This is a genomic window from Salirhabdus euzebyi (genome assembly GCF_014207435.1).
GTDB lineage: Bacteria > Bacillota > Bacilli > Bacillales > Alkalibacillaceae > Salirhabdus > Salirhabdus euzebyi.
The window spans coordinates 32,940-51,122 of record NZ_JACHGH010000004.1; the positions used below are offsets into that span (position 1 = coordinate 32,940).

General features: G+C 34.9%; 16 protein-coding genes and 1 other annotated feature. Of the genes, 12 read left to right on the top strand and 4 right to left on the bottom strand.

The window, feature by feature from the left end:
• Positions 1–49 precede the first annotated feature (49 nt).
• Together trpS and HNQ94_RS07285 are read right to left on the bottom strand one after the other, a co-directional pair.
• A complete protein-coding gene (gene trpS, locus HNQ94_RS07280) occupies positions 50–1,045 on the bottom strand; it encodes a tryptophan--tRNA ligase (protein WP_174495838.1) in 996 nt (331 codons plus the stop codon).
• 55 nt (positions 1,046–1,100) lie between these two features.
• Positions 1,101–1,310: a binding site (T-box leader), on the bottom strand.
• Between the two features lie 47 nt (positions 1,311–1,357).
• Positions 1,358–1,729 (bottom strand): DUF3899 domain-containing protein, encoded by a 372-nt coding sequence (locus tag HNQ94_RS07285; protein WP_174495837.1) that lies wholly within the window; start codon positions 1,727–1,729, stop codon positions 1,358–1,360.
• 400 nt (positions 1,730–2,129) lie between these two features.
• Between HNQ94_RS07285 and HNQ94_RS07290 the strand changes: the two genes are divergently transcribed.
• The 6 genes from HNQ94_RS07290 to HNQ94_RS07315 all read left to right on the top strand — a co-directional run bounded on the left by HNQ94_RS07290 (position 2,130) and on the right by HNQ94_RS07315 (position 9,487).
• Complete coding sequence (locus HNQ94_RS07290; RefSeq protein ID WP_174495836.1) at positions 2,130–3,845, top strand: peptide ABC transporter substrate-binding protein; 1,716 nt, start codon at positions 2,130–2,132, stop codon at positions 3,843–3,845.
• A gap of 137 nt (positions 3,846–3,982) precedes the next feature.
• Positions 3,983–4,912 (top strand): oligopeptide ABC transporter permease, encoded by a 930-nt coding sequence (gene opp3b / locus HNQ94_RS07295; protein WP_174495835.1) that lies wholly within the window; start codon positions 3,983–3,985, stop codon positions 4,910–4,912.
• Entirely contained in the window at positions 4,912–6,060 is a 1,149-nt protein-coding gene (gene opp3C / locus HNQ94_RS07300) for an oligopeptide ABC transporter permease (RefSeq protein ID WP_174495834.1), read from the top strand. The genes opp3b and opp3C overlap by 1 nt, the downstream gene beginning before the upstream one ends.
• Positions 6,061–6,078: 18 nt before the next feature.
• Positions 6,079–7,152 carry an ABC transporter ATP-binding protein gene (locus tag HNQ94_RS07305; RefSeq protein ID WP_174495833.1) on the top strand — a complete coding sequence of 358 codons (1,074 nt, stop codon included), beginning with the start codon at positions 6,079–6,081 and terminating at the stop codon, positions 7,150–7,152.
• On the top strand, positions 7,149–8,084 hold the full coding sequence (locus HNQ94_RS07310; RefSeq protein ID WP_174495832.1) for an oligopeptide ABC transporter ATP-binding protein OppF: 936 nt from the start codon (positions 7,149–7,151) through the stop codon (positions 8,082–8,084). The genes HNQ94_RS07305 and HNQ94_RS07310 overlap by 4 nt, the downstream gene beginning before the upstream one ends.
• Positions 8,085–8,263: 179 nt before the next feature.
• Complete coding sequence (locus HNQ94_RS07315) at positions 8,264–9,487, top strand: putative glycoside hydrolase (protein WP_246199963.1); 1,224 nt, start codon at positions 8,264–8,266, stop codon at positions 9,485–9,487.
• 62 nt (positions 9,488–9,549) lie between these two features.
• Here HNQ94_RS07315 and HNQ94_RS07320 read toward each other — a convergent pair whose 3' ends face one another.
• Positions 9,550–9,732: a hypothetical protein gene (locus HNQ94_RS07320; protein WP_174495830.1), complete on the bottom strand. Its 183-nt coding sequence runs from the start codon at positions 9,730–9,732 to the stop codon at positions 9,550–9,552.
• 171 nt (positions 9,733–9,903) lie between these two features.
• On the opposite strand from HNQ94_RS07320, the gene HNQ94_RS07325 reads away from it, so the two are divergent.
• Entirely contained in the window at positions 9,904–10,482 is a 579-nt protein-coding gene (locus tag HNQ94_RS07325; protein WP_174495829.1) for a GNAT family N-acetyltransferase, read from the top strand.
• A gap of 295 nt (positions 10,483–10,777) precedes the next feature.
• Positions 10,778–11,173, top strand: a complete 396-nt coding sequence (gene spxA, locus HNQ94_RS07330) for a transcriptional regulator SpxA (protein WP_174495828.1) — start codon at positions 10,778–10,780, stop codon at positions 11,171–11,173.
• 80 nt (positions 11,174–11,253) lie between these two features.
• Here the strand turns inward: spxA and HNQ94_RS07335 are convergent, their stop codons facing one another.
• The gene (locus HNQ94_RS07335; RefSeq protein WP_174495902.1) at positions 11,254–11,919 is read right to left on the bottom strand and encodes a TerC family protein; all 666 of its coding nucleotides are present in this window, start codon (positions 11,917–11,919) and stop codon (positions 11,254–11,256) included.
• A gap of 511 nt (positions 11,920–12,430) precedes the next feature.
• Here HNQ94_RS07335 and mecA point away from each other — a divergent pair.
• From mecA to pepF, 4 genes are all read left to right on the top strand, one after another.
• Positions 12,431–13,132, top strand: a complete 702-nt coding sequence (gene mecA, locus HNQ94_RS07340) for an adaptor protein MecA (protein ID WP_174495827.1) — start codon at positions 12,431–12,433, stop codon at positions 13,130–13,132.
• Between the two features lie 179 nt (positions 13,133–13,311).
• Complete coding sequence (cls, locus tag HNQ94_RS07345; protein WP_174495826.1) at positions 13,312–14,823, top strand: cardiolipin synthase; 1,512 nt, start codon at positions 13,312–13,314, stop codon at positions 14,821–14,823.
• A gap of 162 nt (positions 14,824–14,985) precedes the next feature.
• A complete protein-coding gene (locus HNQ94_RS07350) occupies positions 14,986–16,164 on the top strand; it encodes a competence protein CoiA (RefSeq protein ID WP_174495825.1) in 1,179 nt (392 codons plus the stop codon).
• Between the two features lie 167 nt (positions 16,165–16,331).
• Entirely contained in the window at positions 16,332–18,149 is a 1,818-nt protein-coding gene (gene pepF / locus HNQ94_RS07355; protein ID WP_174495824.1) for an oligoendopeptidase F, read from the top strand.
• Positions 18,150–18,183 lie beyond the last annotated feature (34 nt).

Sequence of the window (18,183 nt, forward strand, 5' to 3'; positions counted from 1 at the left end):
TAATGAAGAAAGCTGGAATTTTTAATTCCAGCTTTCTTGTGTTTATGGGCTATTTGTTTTTCTTCACTCGGCCTAGACCCATAGCCTTTTTCGCTTTTTGGAGCATTTTGGATGCTTGCTCTTCCGCTTTGTCAGCACCATTATCTAAAACCGTGTCTAACTCTGCTGATTCAACAAGCTCGTAGTATCGTTTTTGAATAGGAGATAAAACGTCTACAACCTTTTCTGCTAGATCTTGTTTAAACTCCCCATAACCTTTTCCTTCGTATCTTTCTACAATTGTCTCTACTTTTTCGTCAGTAAAACTTGAATAGATGGTTAACAAACTGGATATACCAGGACGGTTTTCTGGATCATATTGTACGGTTCCTACTGAATCAGTCACTGCACTTTTAATTTTCTTTTCAATTTTTTTCTCATCATCTAGCATAAAAATGGTCGCCTTTTGATTTTCATCTGATTTACTCATTTTCTTGGTAGGATTTTGGAGTGACATGATTCTTGCTCCAACCTTTGGAATGCGTGGCTCAGGTATGGTGAATATGTCGTTATACTTTCGGTTAAAACGCTCGGCTAGATCTCTAGTTAACTCAATATGCTGTTTTTGGTCATCCCCAACAGGAACAATATCCGTGTTATATAAAAGGATATCTGCAGCCATTAGAGGGGGATAAGTAAGTAAGCCTGCGGAAACAGCTTCTTTTCCGGTAGATTTATCTTTAAATTGAGTCATTCTTTCTAATTCGCCAATATATGCGACACATTGTAACATCCAGCCTAGTTGTGTATGGGCCGAAACTTCTGATTGGATGAACAATGTTGATTTCTCAGGGTTAATACCTGAGGCTAAATATAAAGCAGCGAGCGATCGGATATTATCTCTTAGTTTAATCCGCTCTTGTGGAACCGTAATGGCATGTTCATCAACAATGCAGAAATAACAATTATAATCATGTTGAAGCTCTACAAACTGTTTCATAGCTCCTAAATAATTTCCGATTGTAAGGGTTCCTGTAGGTTGAATTCCAGAAAATATTGTTTTCACTTTTTTCACCTCATGTTTGAATTTTTTGCATATAAAAAGGCCCATTCATCCCCATATAAGGGACGAATGAACCGCGGTGCCACCCTAATTATCTTTATATAAAATAAAGATCACTTAGATACCAATAACGCTTGGTTTTGCGATGCTATGTAGACATAAACTCCAAAGCCCCAATTTCTGTTTACCCATGCTACCTGTTTCCAGCAATCCAGGCTCTCTGTTAAGCAGAGGGGAAAACGTACTAACACTTTTTCAACGTTTTAATGATATTTTTTATAAATTATAGTTTTTTTTTTTGAAAAAAGCAACATTCTACTTCCAATAGAAGATAAGAAGCAAAACAGCAACAAAGAAAATAAGTATAAACCCTTGAAAAAGTAACATTTTCATAAATGATTCATTAATTTTATCAGATGGAGCAGGTTCACTATCCGGATCATCTAAATAATCTCTTTTTTTCGATATACTACGAAATACCTTTTTGAAGCTATGCGATATTGCATCAAAAAACTTTCCTTTGATGACAAACAAAATTAGACCAGATATTAAATAAAAAAAGGAAATATAAAAAAGAATATTTATGAAATGCACAAAATCATTGCTCGGTGCTAAAAGAAAAAAGAAAAGTAAAGCTAATAGTATATTGGTTAGTAATAAAATCCATCTATTTTTAAATATTTCCAATATTTTTCGTCTCCTCTCCACAAAACTCTTACAAATTATAGCATGATTAATGGAGGTTTGTATTATTCAAAACAGTAATTGTAAATGACAGAAAATTCTTCAATTTAAGAATAATGTATAGGATATGCATAATATATCAAAATATAATTATAAACATTGAAAAATGAAATATTTTATACAATTACCATAATTTTCAGAAATAATAGCCTGTTTGATTGTAAATATGTATGGGTCTATAGTCCTATTTTATGTCATGAGAACGTAACATAATTAAGGGTTTCGTAATTTTTTTCAAAAAAACTGGTGCAAAATAGTTTGAAAACTTGTATAATTTATTTCGTAGACGACATATCTACAAAAAAATCAGAAAATTTTATTTTTAAGGGGAGGTCATTAAGACATGAAGAAAACAAAATGGTCATTGCTTTTAGTACTTGGTCTAGTACTAAGTTTGTTCCTAGCTGCATGTTCTGGCGGGGACGACGATGCACAAGAAGAGCCAGCAGACAACGGTGATTCTACTGAAACTCCAGCAGAAACTCCAGAAGAGTCTGATGAGCCAAAAGTACTTAACATTCTTGATTCATCTGAAATTCCTACAATGGACCCAGCACAAGCTGAGGACTCTGTAAGTATTCAATATCAAGATACTGTATATGAAGGTCTTTACCGCCTAGGACCTGGTGGAGAAGAACTAGTATCAGGTATCGCAGTTAAAGAAGACACAGAAGTAAGTGAAGATGGTTTAACTTGGACTTTCCATTTACGTGAAGACGCTAAATGGTCTAACGGTGACCCTGTAACAGCTCACGACTTCGTATATTCATGGCAACGTGCTATCGACCCAGAAACTGCATCTTTCTACGCTCCATACCTAATGAATGGCGTAATTAAAAATGCAGAAGAAGTAAACGCTGGTGATCTTGCAGTTGAAGAATTAGGAGTAACTGCTGAAGACGACTACACTCTAGTAGTTGAACTTGCTAAAGCAACTCCATATTTCGAATCATTTGCTGCATTCCCAACTTTCTACCCTCTTAACCAAGAGTTCGTAGAAGCACAAGGTGAAAACTTTGCTCTTGAAGTAGAAAACCTATTATTCAACGGTCCTTTCGTTATGACTGAATGGGCTCACGAAGAAAAATTTGTATTTGAAAAGAACGAACAATACTGGGATGCTGCAAGTGTAAATCTTTCTGGCATCAACGTACAGGTTGTTAAAGATACTGCAACTGCTGTAGGTCTTTATGAAACTGGTCAAATTGACCGTGTAGGTTTATCTGGTGACTTTATCGATAAGTACCAAACAAGCTCTGAATTCATTTCTATGCCTGAAACTGTTGTGTTCTGGTTGAAGTTTAACCAAGACTCAGTTACTAAAGGTGAATATATGCAAAACGAAAACTTCCGTCGTGCAATTGCACAAGCGTTTGACAAGCAAGCGTTTATCGATGTAGTTTATGGTAACTCTTCTGTTCCAGCTGACTACTTCGTACCAAGCGGATTTGTTACACATCCTGAAACTGGTGAAGATTTCCGTGCTAAATATGGCGACATCTTAACTTATGATGTAGACGCTGCTAAAGAAGCATGGGCTGCTGCTAAAGAAGAACTAGGATTTGAAGAAGTAGAAATTTCATTCATTTCTGGTGACTCTGATATCGGTACACTTATCACTGAATTCTTCAAAAACGAACTTGAGAAAAACCTTGATGGTTTAACTCTAACTCTTAAGAACCTTCCGTTCCAAGAGCGTTTAGAAGTAACTAAAGCTGGTGAGTACGAGTTAGTATTCTCTGGTTGGGGTCCTGACTACATGGACGCTATCTCATTCGTTGACCTTTGGGTAACTGACGGTCCTAACAACGAAATGGGTTACGGAAATGCAGAGTATGACAAACTTGTTAAATCTGTTAAAGGTGAACTTGCTATGAAGCCAGTAGAGCGTTTCGAAGCTATGCAAGAAGCTGAGAAAATTGCTTTAGACGAAGTAGCAATCGCACCAGTATTCCAACGTGAGCGTGCTTTACTTTCTAAGCCATATGTAAAAGGTATGGAAGTATTAAACCCTTACGGTGCTGACTACAGCTACAAATATGTAGATATCCAAAAATAAACAGTACTAAAATAATAGATTTACTATGGAAAGAGAGTATGTGTCGTGTCATAATAGGCATATACTCTCTTTTTCCCTTATGCAGAAATATTTCGAATATTGAAGAATTTTAGAAACTACTTCAGGAGGTGTAGCAGATGGCGAGATATATATTGCAACGACTTGTATATATGTTCATAACTTTGTTCATTATTGCAACAGCAACGTTTTTCTTAATGAAGCTATTGCCAGGTACTCCGTTTACGGATGTAGCTACAAAGGCAACGCCGGCACAGCTGGAAATCTTAAAAGACCGTTATGGACTTAATGACCCTGTCCCTGTTCAATATATCAAATATATCGCTGGGCTATTTCAAGGAGACTTAGGTGTTTCCTTTCAATTTGATAACCGAAATGTAACAGATCTAATAATGGATCGTATTGGTCCATCGGCCCATTTAGGGTTTCAAGCAATGGTTGTAGGTACTATATTAGGAATTATACTTGGAATGGTTGCTGCTATAAGACATAATTCTTGGGTGGACTATGTAGCTGGATTTGTAGCAATTATAGGTATTTCCATTCCATCATTCGTATTTGCTGGTTTACTTCAATATTATTTGGCTGTAAGATGGCAAATATTGCCTGTTTCGTTCTGGGAAGGATTTGAGTATACAATATTACCTACGATAGCACTTGCTATTTTCCCAATGGCAATTTGTGCTCGTTTTATGCGTACAGAAATGTTAGAAGTGTTAGGTTCTGATTATATCGAACTAGCACGTGCTAAAGGTTTAGGTAAGTCAAAAATTATGTTTGGACATGCCATGCGTAACGCATTAATTCCTGTAATCACTGTTATTGGACCAATGACTGTAAGTTTGATGACAGGAACACTAGTTATAGAGCAAATTTTTGCTATTCCAGGATTAGGAGAACAATTCGTACGTTCTATTAACACGAATGACTATCCAATGATCATGGGTACAACAATGTTTTTCTCCATTTTATTTGTAGCAGTTATTTTAGTAGTGGATTTACTTTATGGAGTAATTGATCCAAGAATCCGTGTAGGAGGTAAGGACTAATGGCCAAAGATAACGAAAAACTATCCAAAGATTTATTCCAGCCAATTGAGTTATCAGCAGAAAAAAGTGAAGAGCTAACTCGTCCTGAACTTTCCTTCTGGAAGGACGCTTGGATTCGTCTTCGTAAAAACAAAGCTGCGATACTCGGTTTAATTTTTCTTGTAATTATTTTCTTTATGGCATTTGTTGGCCCGCATATGAACAAGTATGAGGGTACGGATGCTTTGTATGAAGCTAAAAATTTACCACCTAGAGTACAAGGTTTAGAGTGGATGGAATTGTTTGATGGTAAACATGCTTGGTACGTTCAAGGACCAACATCTGAACAAGCAATTGAAAAAGGCTTGAGCGTGTTTAAGGTTGAAGATGAACATGTTAGAGTTACAGTAGTTAGTGAAGGTAATGAAAGTACAGGTGAACTAGCAGAAGTTGAACTATATATTGATGAGTATGCTACCCGTGGGCTAGAAGACCGTTATTACTGGTTTGGTGCTGATGCCATGGGCCGTGACTTATGGACACGTGTATGGGAAGGTACACAAATTTCCTTATACATCGGTATTTTAGCAGCTGCAATTGATATGATAATTGGTGTTATTTATGGTGGAGTTTCCGCTTATTATGGTGGAAGAGTAGATAACTACATGCAACGTTTTATTGAAGTATTAGTTGGTATACCAAATTTAGTCGTTGTTATTTTGATGATTATCGTATTAGACCCTGGTTTAATGGCAATCACGTTAGCCTTAACCATTACAGGATGGACCGGAATGGCCCGGATTGTGCGGGGGCAAGTACTGAAACTAAAGAACCAAGAGTTTGTACTTGCTGCTAAAACATTAGGTTCAAACGATAAACGGATATTAGGTAAACACTTAGTTCCAAACGTAACTGGAATTATTGTTATTAATACAATGTTTACCATCCCAGGAGCTATTTTCTTCGAGTCATTCTTAAGCTTTATTGGTCTAGGATTACAACCGCCGTTCGCATCTTTAGGTACGCTTATTGACCAAGCATTTGACTCGTATCAAATATATCCATTTATGTTGTTATTCCCATCTCTTATTATTTCAACATTAATGATTGGATTCAACATGCTTGCTGATGGTTTAAGGGATGCTTTAGATCCGAAAATGCGTGATTAGGAAAGGTAGGTGCAGATAATGGAAAAAATACTTGAAGTAAAAGATTTAAAAGTAACTTTTGATACGTATGGTGGAAGTGTTCAGGCTGTTCGTGGTGTTAATTTTGACCTTCGAAAAGGTGAAACACTTGCTATTGTAGGTGAGTCAGGTTCAGGTAAATCTGTAACTACAAAAGCATTAATGGGACTAATTCCAAACCCTCCAGGACGTATTGAATCAGGAGAAATTTTGTTTGATGGAAAAGACTTAACGAAACTGAAAGATAAAGAAATGTCTAAAATCCGCGGACGTGACATTTCAATGATTTTCCAAGATCCAATGACATCATTAAACCCTACGATGAAAGTCGGCAACCAAATCATGGAGGGTTTAATTAAGCACCAAAAAATGGGTAAAGCGAAAGCAAAAGAACGTGCAATTGAACTACTAGAACTTGTAGGTATTCCGAATCCTAAGGAAAGAATTGAACAATACCCTCACCAATTTTCTGGTGGTATGCGTCAACGTGTTGTTATTGCTATTGCACTTGCTTGTAACCCTAAAATTTTGCTTGCAGATGAGCCAACTACAGCATTAGATGTTACTATTCAAGCACAAATTTTAGAATTAATGAAAGATTTACAGCAAAAAACGGACGCATCGATCATATTCATTACACATGATTTAGGTGTGGTAGCGAACGTTGCTGATCGTGTTGCGGTAATGTATGCGGGTAAGATTGTTGAAATTGGTACTGTAGATGATATTTTCTACAATCCAAAACACCCTTACACTTGGGGTCTTTTAGGTTCAATGCCAACTCTTGATAGTGGAGAAGATCAATTAATTGCAATTCCAGGAACACCACCTGATTTGATTCACCCACCTGTTGGAGATGCGTTTGCACCTCGTAACCCTTATGTCATGAAAATTGATACTGAGATGGAACCACCAATGTTTAAAGTTTCTGATACTCATTATGCAGCTACATGGTTGCTTCACGAGGATGCACCAAAGGTAGAACCACCAGCGGCTGTAAAACGTCGTATGCAAGGTTTTGCTAAAACTGGTGAACTTGCGGAGGAATTTATCGAGAAAGGTGATGAGTCATGAGCCAGGAAAAATTATTAGAAGTTAAAAATCTAAAACAATATTTCAAAACTGGTCGCCATAGTATAGTTAAAGCTGTTGACGGCATCACTTTCGATATTAAAAAGGGAGAAACATTCGGTCTAGTTGGTGAATCAGGTTGTGGAAAATCAACAACTGGTCGTACAATTATTCGCCTTTATGATGCTACTGACGGTGAAGTTTTATTTAATGGTGAAGATGTTCACAATAAAAAATCAAAAACAGATCTTAAAAAGTTCAACCGTAAAATGCAAATGATATTTCAGGATCCTTATGCTTCTTTAAATCCGAGAATGACTGTAAAAGAGATAATTTCGGAAGGTCTTGACATCCATGGTCTTGTTAAAGATGATAAAGAACGTACTGCGAGAGTAAGAGAACTATTGGAAACAGTAGGTTTAAACAAAGAGCATGCCAACCGTTATCCCCACGAATTTAGTGGTGGACAGCGCCAAAGAATCGGAATCGCCCGTGCTTTAGCAGTTGAACCTGAATTTATCATTGCCGATGAGCCTATTTCCGCTTTGGATGTATCTATCCAAGCGCAAGTAGTAAACCTTATGAAGGAACTGCAAAAAGAACACGGTTTAACATATTTATTTATCGCTCATGACTTGTCAATGGTTAAATATATTAGTGACCGTATTGGTGTAATGTATTTTGGTAAAATGGTTGAATTAGCAGGAAGTGATGAATTGTATAAGAACCCAATTCATCCTTATACAAAATCTTTATTATCTGCTATTCCATTACCAGATCCGGATTATGAGCGTAGCCGTAAACGTATTGCTTATGATCCTGCTACACATGACACAAGTGAAGAACCAGAATTTAGAGAAATTCGTCCTGATCATTGGGTTCTGTGTACAACTAAGGAATTTGAACAATACAAAGCAGACTTAGAAAACAAATAAGTGAAAAAAACCTCATCTTAATGGATGAGGTTTTTTTAAAAAAAAAATAAAAGTATCGTACATATCCTTCATCTTTGTATAAAAAAAATTTACTGGAGAAAATTAAAAAAAGTCACCAAATCAAACCAAACTTCTACTATAATATATTTATACAAATACTAATTGGGAGTTTGATGACTTTGCAAAACTTTAAGCAACTCAGAAGTTGGATACTAATAACGGTAATTACTTTTTGCTCAACGCTTTTCTTCTTCCAATCTGTAAATGCAGAAGAAGAAGCGAGAATTGCCAAGCTTCATAGCGCATCTGAGGTAGCTCTTCAAAAACGTTCGCTACCTGAAAAAATTGCACGATTTACGTTTGATTCAGGATTAACATTTGAATATCCAGACGCTGTAAGGGGTATCTATGTAACAGGACCATCAGCTGGTGGCAGTAGGTTTGAAGGTCTGTTATCTTTAGTTAAAGATACTGATTTAAACGCGATGGTAATTGATGTAAAAGAAGACCATGGGAATTTAACTTTTAAACCAGATGAGAACTCTCCTTATTATGATATCGCTCAAAATTATATAAAGGATCCAAGAGAGTTATTAAAACAGCTAGAAAAAGAAGGAATTTACCCAATTGCACGTGTTGTTGTGTTTAAGGATTCGATGTTAGCTGAGAAACGTCCTGACCTATCCTTTAAGCAAAATGGGACAGTATGGAAAAATAGTCGTAATGAAGCATTCGTTAACCCATTTATGAAAGAAGTTTGGGATTATAACGTTGGTATTGCAAAAATGGCGGCCGAATTAGGGTTCCAAGACATCCAATTTGATTATGTTCGTTTCCCAGAAGGATTTGAACGACGTGATACTGAGTTGCAATACAGTGAGGGTGACTATGCTGATTTAGACATTGATAATGTCCAAAAACGTGTTACAGCTGTCACAGACTTCGTTGCCTATGCAAGGGAAAGCTTACACGAATATGGTGTGGATGTTTCAGTAGATATTTTTGGTTATTCTGCTACAATTCCAGAAGCACCTGGGATTGGTCAAAACTTCTCGAAAATATCAGATAACGTTGACGTCATTTCGTCAATGATTTATCCTAGTCACTGGACTAGTTATTTTGGAATTCCTTTCCCTGACAAAGAGCCATATCGATTGACACAGGAGTATGTAAAAGTGGAAAACGAGCGCTTAGGGGAACTAGAAAATCCACCAGTTTCTAGACCATGGATTCAAGATTTTGAAGCGCCGTGGTTGTATTCTGGCGGAGCTGTTACGCAATATGATAAAGCGGAAGTAGAAGCTCAAATTAGGGCATTAAATGAAGGTGGAGTTAATGAGTTTCTTATTTGGAACGCAACAAACAAGTACTCACCAAATGTTGATTATACTCCATTAAACTAAAAGAAAAAGGGGCAACCGATTAGGTTGTCCCTTTCTTACTTTGTATGTATAAAAGAATGTGTTTATTTCCGTCCACCAACTGATTTCCAATTTGTTTGAATAGATGACGATTGGGAAGTGTGATAACTTTCTTTCTTTTTACCGAAGATTTTTTCACCAAAAAACTGGACAATAACAGCAGAAAATGCCGTTAAACCAATAACTAAGAATCCCAGTATACTTAACTCCAATAAAAACTGGCCCATACTTTCGCCTCCTTATCTTCATAAGATAATTGTACGTTAACATAATCCTTTTTTAAAGAGGTATGCTATAAAAGATTTGAATAGTACTGTACGTCATTTTCCAATTCATTTAACAAATTGGGAAAGGTTCGTTATAATTATAGATGGTAAATACGAAGAAGGAGTAGATCAATGAATTGGTATGAAAAATTGAATCAATATTTCCCGATTGAGGAAATGAAGTCCCAGGAACATATGGAAAGATTACTGAAGGAAAAGGGAGATGTTTACTATAAAGATGAAGGGAAATACCATGTATTAATGTATGCGGAGTTTCAATCCTTTATTTTTATTGATTATGTCTACGTTTCCAAAGAATCTAGGGGACAGGGTATTGGTCATAAAATCATGGAAAAATTAAAAGCAAAAGGAAAACCGATTATTTTAGAGGTAGAACCAATTGACTATGAGGATAGTGACTCAGAAAAAAGGCTTCATTTTTATCAACGTGAAGGGTTCAAGCATGCACAATCAATTGGCTACACTAGACGTTCCCTTGCAACGAATGAAATTAACCAAATGGAAATATTATATTGGTCTCCTGGCAATGATTCAGAAGAAGAGATTTATGAGAAAATGAAAAAAATGTATGAAGATATTCATACGTACAAGGACAAAGAAATCTATGGTAAGTCTTATCAACCCGTTGATGAGGTTTTAAAAATTGATAAAGATCGAGATAGCAATATCTTTGATAATTTAGAAGCATAAAGTACAACTATACTAAAAGTGGTCTACCTATTAGGGTAGATCATTTTTCATTTGTTTGCTAAAAGGTATTTGGAATTTCATTCTTTTTTACTTAAAAGGGTTTCATTTGTAGCTTACAGGGTATATAAAGATTAAACATGCGAAAAACTGAACAAACTTTGATAATTATTATTTATACCCTACCTTTATCAGTGGAATTGTAGTATACTATGAATGTACGCATCTAGATTAAATTAATTATAATTTAATAAGAGATATTTATTAAAAAATGATTCCTTTTAAAGGAGTGTGTCATATGGTTACTTTATTTACGTCACCAAGTTGTACATCTTGTCGAAAAGCTCGTGCTTGGTTGGAAGAACATAACATTCCCTTTACAGAAAGAAATATATTTTCAGAACCTCTAACAGTAACAGAAATTAAAGAAGTGTTGCGAATGACGGAGGATGGAACAGATGAAATAATTTCTACTTGTTCAAAAGTGTTTCAAGAGTTAGAAGTTAATTTAGAGCAACTTCCATTAAAAGATTTAATTGAACTTATTCAAAAAAATCCAGGGTTGTTACGTCGTCCAATTATTTTAGATGAAAAAAGACTTCAAGTTGGTTACAATGAAGATGAAATTCGTCGTTTCCTACCTAGAACTGTTAGAACATTTCAATTACGTGAAGCACAACGCTTAGTTAACTAGAAAAAGGCTTCGTTTAACGTGAGCCCATCAAGTGCTCAAAAAACTCCGCAATATAAATTGCGGAGTTTTTTCTCTCATTATTAAATTGTTTTCACTTTTTTTCTGTCAAACAAGTAACCTATGAAAATAACCAATGATATGGATGCAATTGGTAATAAGTAATGTAAGAAATGATAATGCTCGAAAAATGGTTCAAGTCTTTTTTCGCCTAGGATCATCTCAGAGGCAGTATAAGCAAGTATGGCTGCTCCGATATAGACTAGGATTGGGAATTTTTCCATAAAGTGTAGAATAAGCTTACTTCCCCAAATAATGATAGGTACGGAAACTAGTAAACCAATAATGACTAACTCTATGTGTCCATGAGATGCCCCAGCAATAGCAAGAACATTGTCGAATCCCATGACAATATCAGCAAATACGATTGTTTTGATAGCAGATAAGAGACCATCTTTTGCTTGTATCTCAGGTTCATCTTCTTTATCGACGAGTAACTTGATTGCGATATAGATTAGGAGAATACCACCAATAAGTTTTAAGAATGGTATTTGCAATAAGTATAAAGCAACTGCTGTTAGAAGAACACGAATACCAATTGCAAGTCCAGTACCCCAAAGAATAGCTTTATTTCTTTGCTTTTCTGGGAGATTTCTACTAGCAAGAGCAATAACAATTGCGTTATCTCCACCAAGTACAATATCAATTCCAATAATGATTAAAATGGCTTTTATTGTCTCTATGTCCAAAAAATCCACAAACCAAACCTCCCCCAACAAGGTGACAAAAAGATTGAAATAGGTTAAAATAATACATTAATCCCAAGTGAATATCTGTCTTTAACTTAAACAAATATAGATGAATGATTTTAGATTGTCAAGAATTACAAATAGACATTCGCTTGTTTTTATCGAAAATAAGCATTTATATTTTCAATTTATTCTTATCTATCATAAAATAGGATAAAAGAATCTTTTTTTTGGATTAAAGGTTTTCTAATTAGGGAAAAAAAGTACTAATCAATTAAATAAATAATCAATTTTTATCATATAATTCTCAAACTTACTACATTTGTTTTAAGGATTATTTTATTCCTTATCAAAGTTATTTCGTGTTTTATCAATGATAAATAGATGGAGAAAAACACGATTGATAAGGGCAACTAAGTTATCAACTTCGCCTAAGGTCTTAGTTTTGAATAAGTTTACTTTATATCCTTAGGTTAAGAAAATTTCATGGGGTAGAAGGGAGAGAGGTCCAGTGGAAATTGAACGTATTAATGAGAACACGGTTAAGTTTTATATATCTTACATGGATATAGAAGATAGAGGATTTGACCGAGAAGAAATTTGGTATAATCGTGATAAAAGTGAACAACTGTTTTGGGAAGTAATGGATGAAGTAAATGAAGAAGAAGAATTTATTATAGATGGTCCTTTATGGATACAAGTTCAAGCTATGGATAAAGGATTAGAAATTGTTGTAACGAAAGCACAGCTTTCCAAAGATGGGCACAAACTTGAGCTACCTTCAGATACTGATAAAATCATTGACCTTCCTATTGATGAAAAAGTAGAATCCTTACTTGATAAAGGTAACTTTTTAAATCAAAAGAACACAGAAGAAGAAATAGACGATGTTGATAAAGAAGAAGAAGGGGAATTTGAAAGTTTCTCCATTATGATTCGTTTTCAGGACATTGAGCACGTTATTCGTTTAAGTCAGTCTATTCAATCACTGGAATATTACAAAGATAGCTTATATCACCATGACTCTTCTTATTATTTATTTATTGAATTTGAAGAGGACACGTTAGATGATGATGCACAAGAAAATATATTGAGCTTTATTTTAGAGTTTGGTGAAGAAAGCGGAATGACTATTCATCGACTTGAGGAGTATGGAAAGTTGATTTATAGTGAAAATGCATTAGCCACTTTAAAAACACATTTTCCTAATTAAATTGAAATGAAATAGTTTCCCTTGTCTTAGTATTTGACAAGGGTTTTTTATTTTGAGAAAAAAAAGGGAATTTTCGTTAAATGTATTTCTTCTTATCGAATTTTAAATTATGATGAAACATAGGAATATTGGTAATCGTAAATTATGTATAGATGATAAAATAAGGGCGGTACACACATATGTTTAAACGCATTCAGCTGTTATTATTTATAGCACTAGTCATTACTTTCCTATATTTCACGAATGATTATTGGGATGGATGGTTTATCCCATCCTTATCTGTCTTTATTTCGATATCTGTCATTCTAATTTCTTTTTTAATTTTTATAGAAAATAGAAATCCTAGACAAACACTCAATTGGTTGCTCGTCTTGGCAGCTTTTCCAGTAGTCGGATTCTTTTTTTACATATTATTTGGACGGAATTATCGCAAACAAAAAATGTTTGCGCAAAAAGCTGAATTAGATGAACAAACCTACAAACGTGTTGAAGGTAGTCGTTTTTTTAACGAACAAGAGATGGAGCAGATGGGGGACCATCAACGAATGTTATTTCGTTTAGCTCAAAAAATGGGTAATTTACCGATTTCCTTTAATACAGAGACGAAGGTGTTAACGAATGGAATACAGGCATTCCCCAAAATTTTGGATGAGTTACAAAAGGCAAAACATCATATACATCTTGAATTTTATATTGTTCGAAATGACACGTTAGGAAATGAAATTAAAGATATTTTAATTGAAAAAGCAAAAGCCGGAGTAGAAGTTAGGTTTTTGTATGATGCAGTAGGAAGCTGGCAGTTATCACAACATTATAAGGATGAATTAAGTAGAGCTGGTGTAGAGGTAGTTCCGTTTGCTCCTGTAAAATTACCTTTTTTAAATAATAAGATCAATTTCCGAAACCACCGAAAAATTATTGTGATAGATGGAAAGATTGGTTTTGTTGGTGGTTTGAATATCGGGGATGAGTATATGGGTAGGGATGAATATTACGGAAATTGGCGTGATACTCATCTTTTTATAAGAGGAGAAGCAGTTCGTAGTCTACAAATTATTTTTTTGCAAGATTGGTTCTACATGACCGGAAAAACATTATTAAAGGAACATTACTTGTCACCTGAACAAATAGATAAAGACTCTTTAGGAGGGGTTCAGCTTATTGCTGGAGGTCCAGACAATCAATGGGAAATGATTAAAATACTATTCTTTTCTATGATGATGTCTGCGAAACATTCCATTTGGATTGCTTCCCCATACTTTATTCCAGACGATGATATTTTATCAGCACTAAAGGTAGCTGCTCTTAGTGGAGTAGATGTAAGGTTGCTTGTTCCAAATCGTCCCGATAAAAAGATTGTATATTATGCTTCCCAGTCATATTACCCAGAATTGTTAGAGGCTGGAGTTAAAATTTATCAATATAAGGAAGGCTTTATGCACAGCAAAATAATGATTGTAGATGAAGAGCTTGCATCCATAGGTACTTCTAATATGGACATGAGAAGCTTTCATTTAAATTTTGAGGTAAATGCTTTTCTATATCGTACACAAAGTACAGAGAAGCTTGTGCAAGATTATTTGTCTGATGTAGAGCATTCTACAGAAATTAATTTTAAGGAGTTTAAAAAACGATCTATTTTTATGAGACTTTATGAGTCGATGTGCAGGTTGTTGTCTCCACTTTTATAAAATTTCATTTTTTACTTGCTGAACTAAAGGATTTAATTTATCTTTGGTTCAGCTTTTTTATATTTACTCCAACTCATAACGAAGAAAAGAGTATTTTCAAAAGAAACAGAAAGAAGGGTTTGTATAAAAAATGGAGAAAAGAGATTCACATGAATTTTGGAGGTGAGGACAATATTTGCAGCGATTGATGAAATAGGAAATCGTATTATTTTACCTGATTTATCAAGGGAGGAAGCGAGAAAACATAAGGGCAAGAAATTTTATTGTCCAGTATGTAAAAGAGGGGTCATCATGCGTATTGGTCAAAAGGTAATCCCTCATTTTGCACACGAACAGTTAGATGGTTGTGCTTTAGGGCAAGGGGAAGGAGAATATCATGAAAAAGGTAAGTTAGACTTGTATAATTGGTTAAAACAACAGGGAGGGCTAGAAGTAGCCTTAGAGCCTTATATAGAAAAAATAAAACAACGACCTGATATTTTAGTAAAGGTGGGTTCTCGTTACTGTGCAGTCGAGTTTCAATGTGCACTTATTTCCGAGGAAATATTACAAAAAAGAACAAAGGGATATTTACGAATAGGCATTCAACCTATCTGGATTATTGGAAAAGAAAGAATAAAATTAAGAGGGGGAAATCTTGCTGTTTTAAAACCCTTTGAGCAATTATTTTTTCAACAATTTGCTAGTAATAACTACCCTATTTTATTGAGTTATTGCCCCCGCACGAACATGCTCACCTCTATATCTAACCCGTATCCACTCAAAACAAAAGTATATGGTAACATGGTAACCCGCCCTCTTGCCCAGTTGTGTTTTTATGATTTATTTAAAGAGGGTTTGTTATCCATACAGAAGCTTTATTCTTGCTGGTTAAAGGAGAAAATCCTTATTAGAACTCAGAAAAACCGATTCCTTTCACATATAGAACAACAATACTTTGAGTGGCTTTATACAAAAGGGTTACACCCTCAACATTTGCCATCCCTCATTCATCTTCCAATACCTAATCATTTTCATGTGCAAACTCCTGTTTACATGTGGCAATCATCATTCCTTCTTAACATAGTAGTTCCTCTTCAGGTTGGGGGAATCTTTCATCTTGATAATATCTATGACAAACTCCTTTTTTATTCACAAAGGAAAATGATCTTTTCTTTTCGGAAAATATCCGAGGAGCCTCTAAAAGAGTACGTTCAATTATTAAAGGTATTGGGGTATTTAAAACAACTGAATAAGAACACCTTTCAAAAAAGCAAAGAGATTTTACTTTATCGAACATTAGAAGAAGGGATAAAAAATGATCAACATATCATAAAACAATTAAAGGATAGAATAAAATGAAAATGGAAAATTAAAATGTAAGAAGAGGTGTTTTAAAAAGGAATAAATATAGAGTTTGTGTTAATAAGTATGGTAACAGGTTAGACTTTTCTTATGAGGTTCTTTAAATAAGCAGGAATTTTTCTTAAAATAAAGAAAAGGTAGTAAGTAGAACATAGAAGGAGGCAATGAAGTTGGCTAAAAACACAAAAGAAATTCCAAAACGTGAAGATATACCAGCTGAACGCACATGGAGATTAGAAGATATCTTTGCTACAGATCAAGAGTGGTTAAGAGAATTTGAAGAAGTTAAAAAGCTGTACCCAAAGGTCGGGGAGTTCCAAGGTAAGGTAACGGAATCTGCTGACACGTTATTAAAACTAATGAAGTTGCAGGATGATGTAGCAGGACGGTTAGCAAAATTATATACGTATGCTCACATGAGATACGATCAAGATACGACTAACTCTTTTTACCAAGAATTAAATACGAAGGCTGAAACACTTATTACGCAAGCTTCGAGTGCGATGAGCTTCATTGTACCAGAACTTTTAACGCTAGAAAATAACGAAGTAGAAAAATTTATTGAACAAAATGAAGAATTAAAGGTGTATAAACATTACTTAGAAAACACGTTGCGACAGCGTGCCCATATTTTAAGCGAAAAAGAAGAAGAATTGTTGGCGGAAGTTTCCGATGTTACTTCTAATCCTCAACAAACATTCGGTATGTTAAACAATGCCGATATCGCCTTCCCAACAGTGAAAGATGAGGAAGGAAATGAACTGGATTTAACACATGGACGTTATATTCAGTTTTTACAATCAAAGGATAGAAGAGTCCGAGAAGATGCATTTAATGCTATGTATGATACGTTTGGGAAATTTAAAAATACGTTTTCCTCTACATTAAGCGGAACAATTAAGAAGGATAATTTTTATGCAAAAGTTCGCAAGTATGACTCTGCACGACAGTCTGCTTTAAATGCAAACAATATTCCAGAGGCTGTATACGATAATTTAGTAGAGGCAGTTAACGAAAAACTCCCACTTCTTCATAAATACGTAGAGCTACGTAAAGAGGTTTTAGGTTTGGACGATGTTCATATGTATGATTTGTATGTTCCTCTCGTACAAGAGGCTGATATGGACATTCCATATGAAGAAGCAAAGGATCTAATGTTAAAAGGTCTACAGCCACTTGGAGAAGAATATCAAAACATATTAAAAGAAGGTTTTGAAAATCGCTGGGTAGATGTGGATGAAAATAAAGGAAAAAGAAGTGGAGCTTATTCCTCAGGAGTGTATGGAACGAATCCATACATTTTAATGAACTGGCAGGATAATATTAATAACTTATTTACGCTTGCCCATGAATTTGGTCATTCCGTTCATAGTTATTACACTCGTAAATATCAGCCGTATCGCTACGGAAACTATTCTATTTTTGTTGCAGAGGTTGCATCTACTTGTAACGAAGCGCTACTTAATGATTATTTATTAAAAGAAACAGATGAAAAGCAGAAAAAGTTATATTTATTAAACCATTTTCTAGAAGGCTTTAGAGGGACGGTTTTCCGTCAAACAATGTTCGCGGAATTTGAACATGATATTCATGTACGGGAGCAAAATGGTGAACCGTTAACAGCGGATAAATTAACACAACTTTACTATGATTTAAATAAAAAATACTTCGGAAATAACATTGTTATTGATGAAAAAATTGGACTGGAATGGGCTAGAATTCCTCACTTCTATTACAATTATTACGTCTACCAATATGCTACTGGTTATGCAGCAGCAACTACGCTTGCCACGAAAATATTGGATGAAGGAGAAGAAGCGGTTAATCGCTATGTAGAATTCTTAAAAGCAGGTAGCAGTGATTATCCAATAGAAGTTTTGAAACAAGCCGGAGTGGATATGACTTCAAAACAACCAATTTTAAGTGCCCTTGATGTATTTGAAGAAAAGTTAAACGAATTCGAGGCTTTACTTAAAGCATAAAAAAGGAGGGTGACGTGGTCACCCTCTTCATTTG

What these genes read in the sequence shown, in the direction of transcription:
- HNQ94_RS07325 (WP_174495829.1), top strand. Translation starts at nt 9,904, where the DNA reads ATGAATTGGTATGAAAAATTGAATCAATATTTCCCGATTGAGGAAATG.
- HNQ94_RS07320 (WP_174495830.1), bottom strand. Translation starts at nt 9,732, where the DNA reads ATGGGCCAGTTTTTATTGGAGTTAAGTATACTGGGATTCTTAGTTATT.
- opp3C (WP_174495834.1), top strand. Translation starts at nt 4,912, where the DNA reads ATGGCCAAAGATAACGAAAAACTATCCAAAGATTTATTCCAGCCAATT.
- cls (WP_174495826.1), top strand. Translation starts at nt 13,312, where the DNA reads ATGTTTAAACGCATTCAGCTGTTATTATTTATAGCACTAGTCATTACT.
- HNQ94_RS07290 (WP_174495836.1), top strand. Translation starts at nt 2,130, where the DNA reads ATGAAGAAAACAAAATGGTCATTGCTTTTAGTACTTGGTCTAGTACTA.
- spxA (WP_174495828.1), top strand. Translation starts at nt 10,778, where the DNA reads ATGGTTACTTTATTTACGTCACCAAGTTGTACATCTTGTCGAAAAGCT.
- HNQ94_RS07305 (WP_174495833.1), top strand. Translation starts at nt 6,079, where the DNA reads ATGGAAAAAATACTTGAAGTAAAAGATTTAAAAGTAACTTTTGATACG.
- opp3b (WP_174495835.1), top strand. Translation starts at nt 3,983, where the DNA reads ATGGCGAGATATATATTGCAACGACTTGTATATATGTTCATAACTTTG.
- HNQ94_RS07310 (WP_174495832.1), top strand. Translation starts at nt 7,149, where the DNA reads ATGAGCCAGGAAAAATTATTAGAAGTTAAAAATCTAAAACAATATTTC.
- pepF (WP_174495824.1), top strand. Translation starts at nt 16,332, where the DNA reads ATGAAGTTGGCTAAAAACACAAAAGAAATTCCAAAACGTGAAGATATA.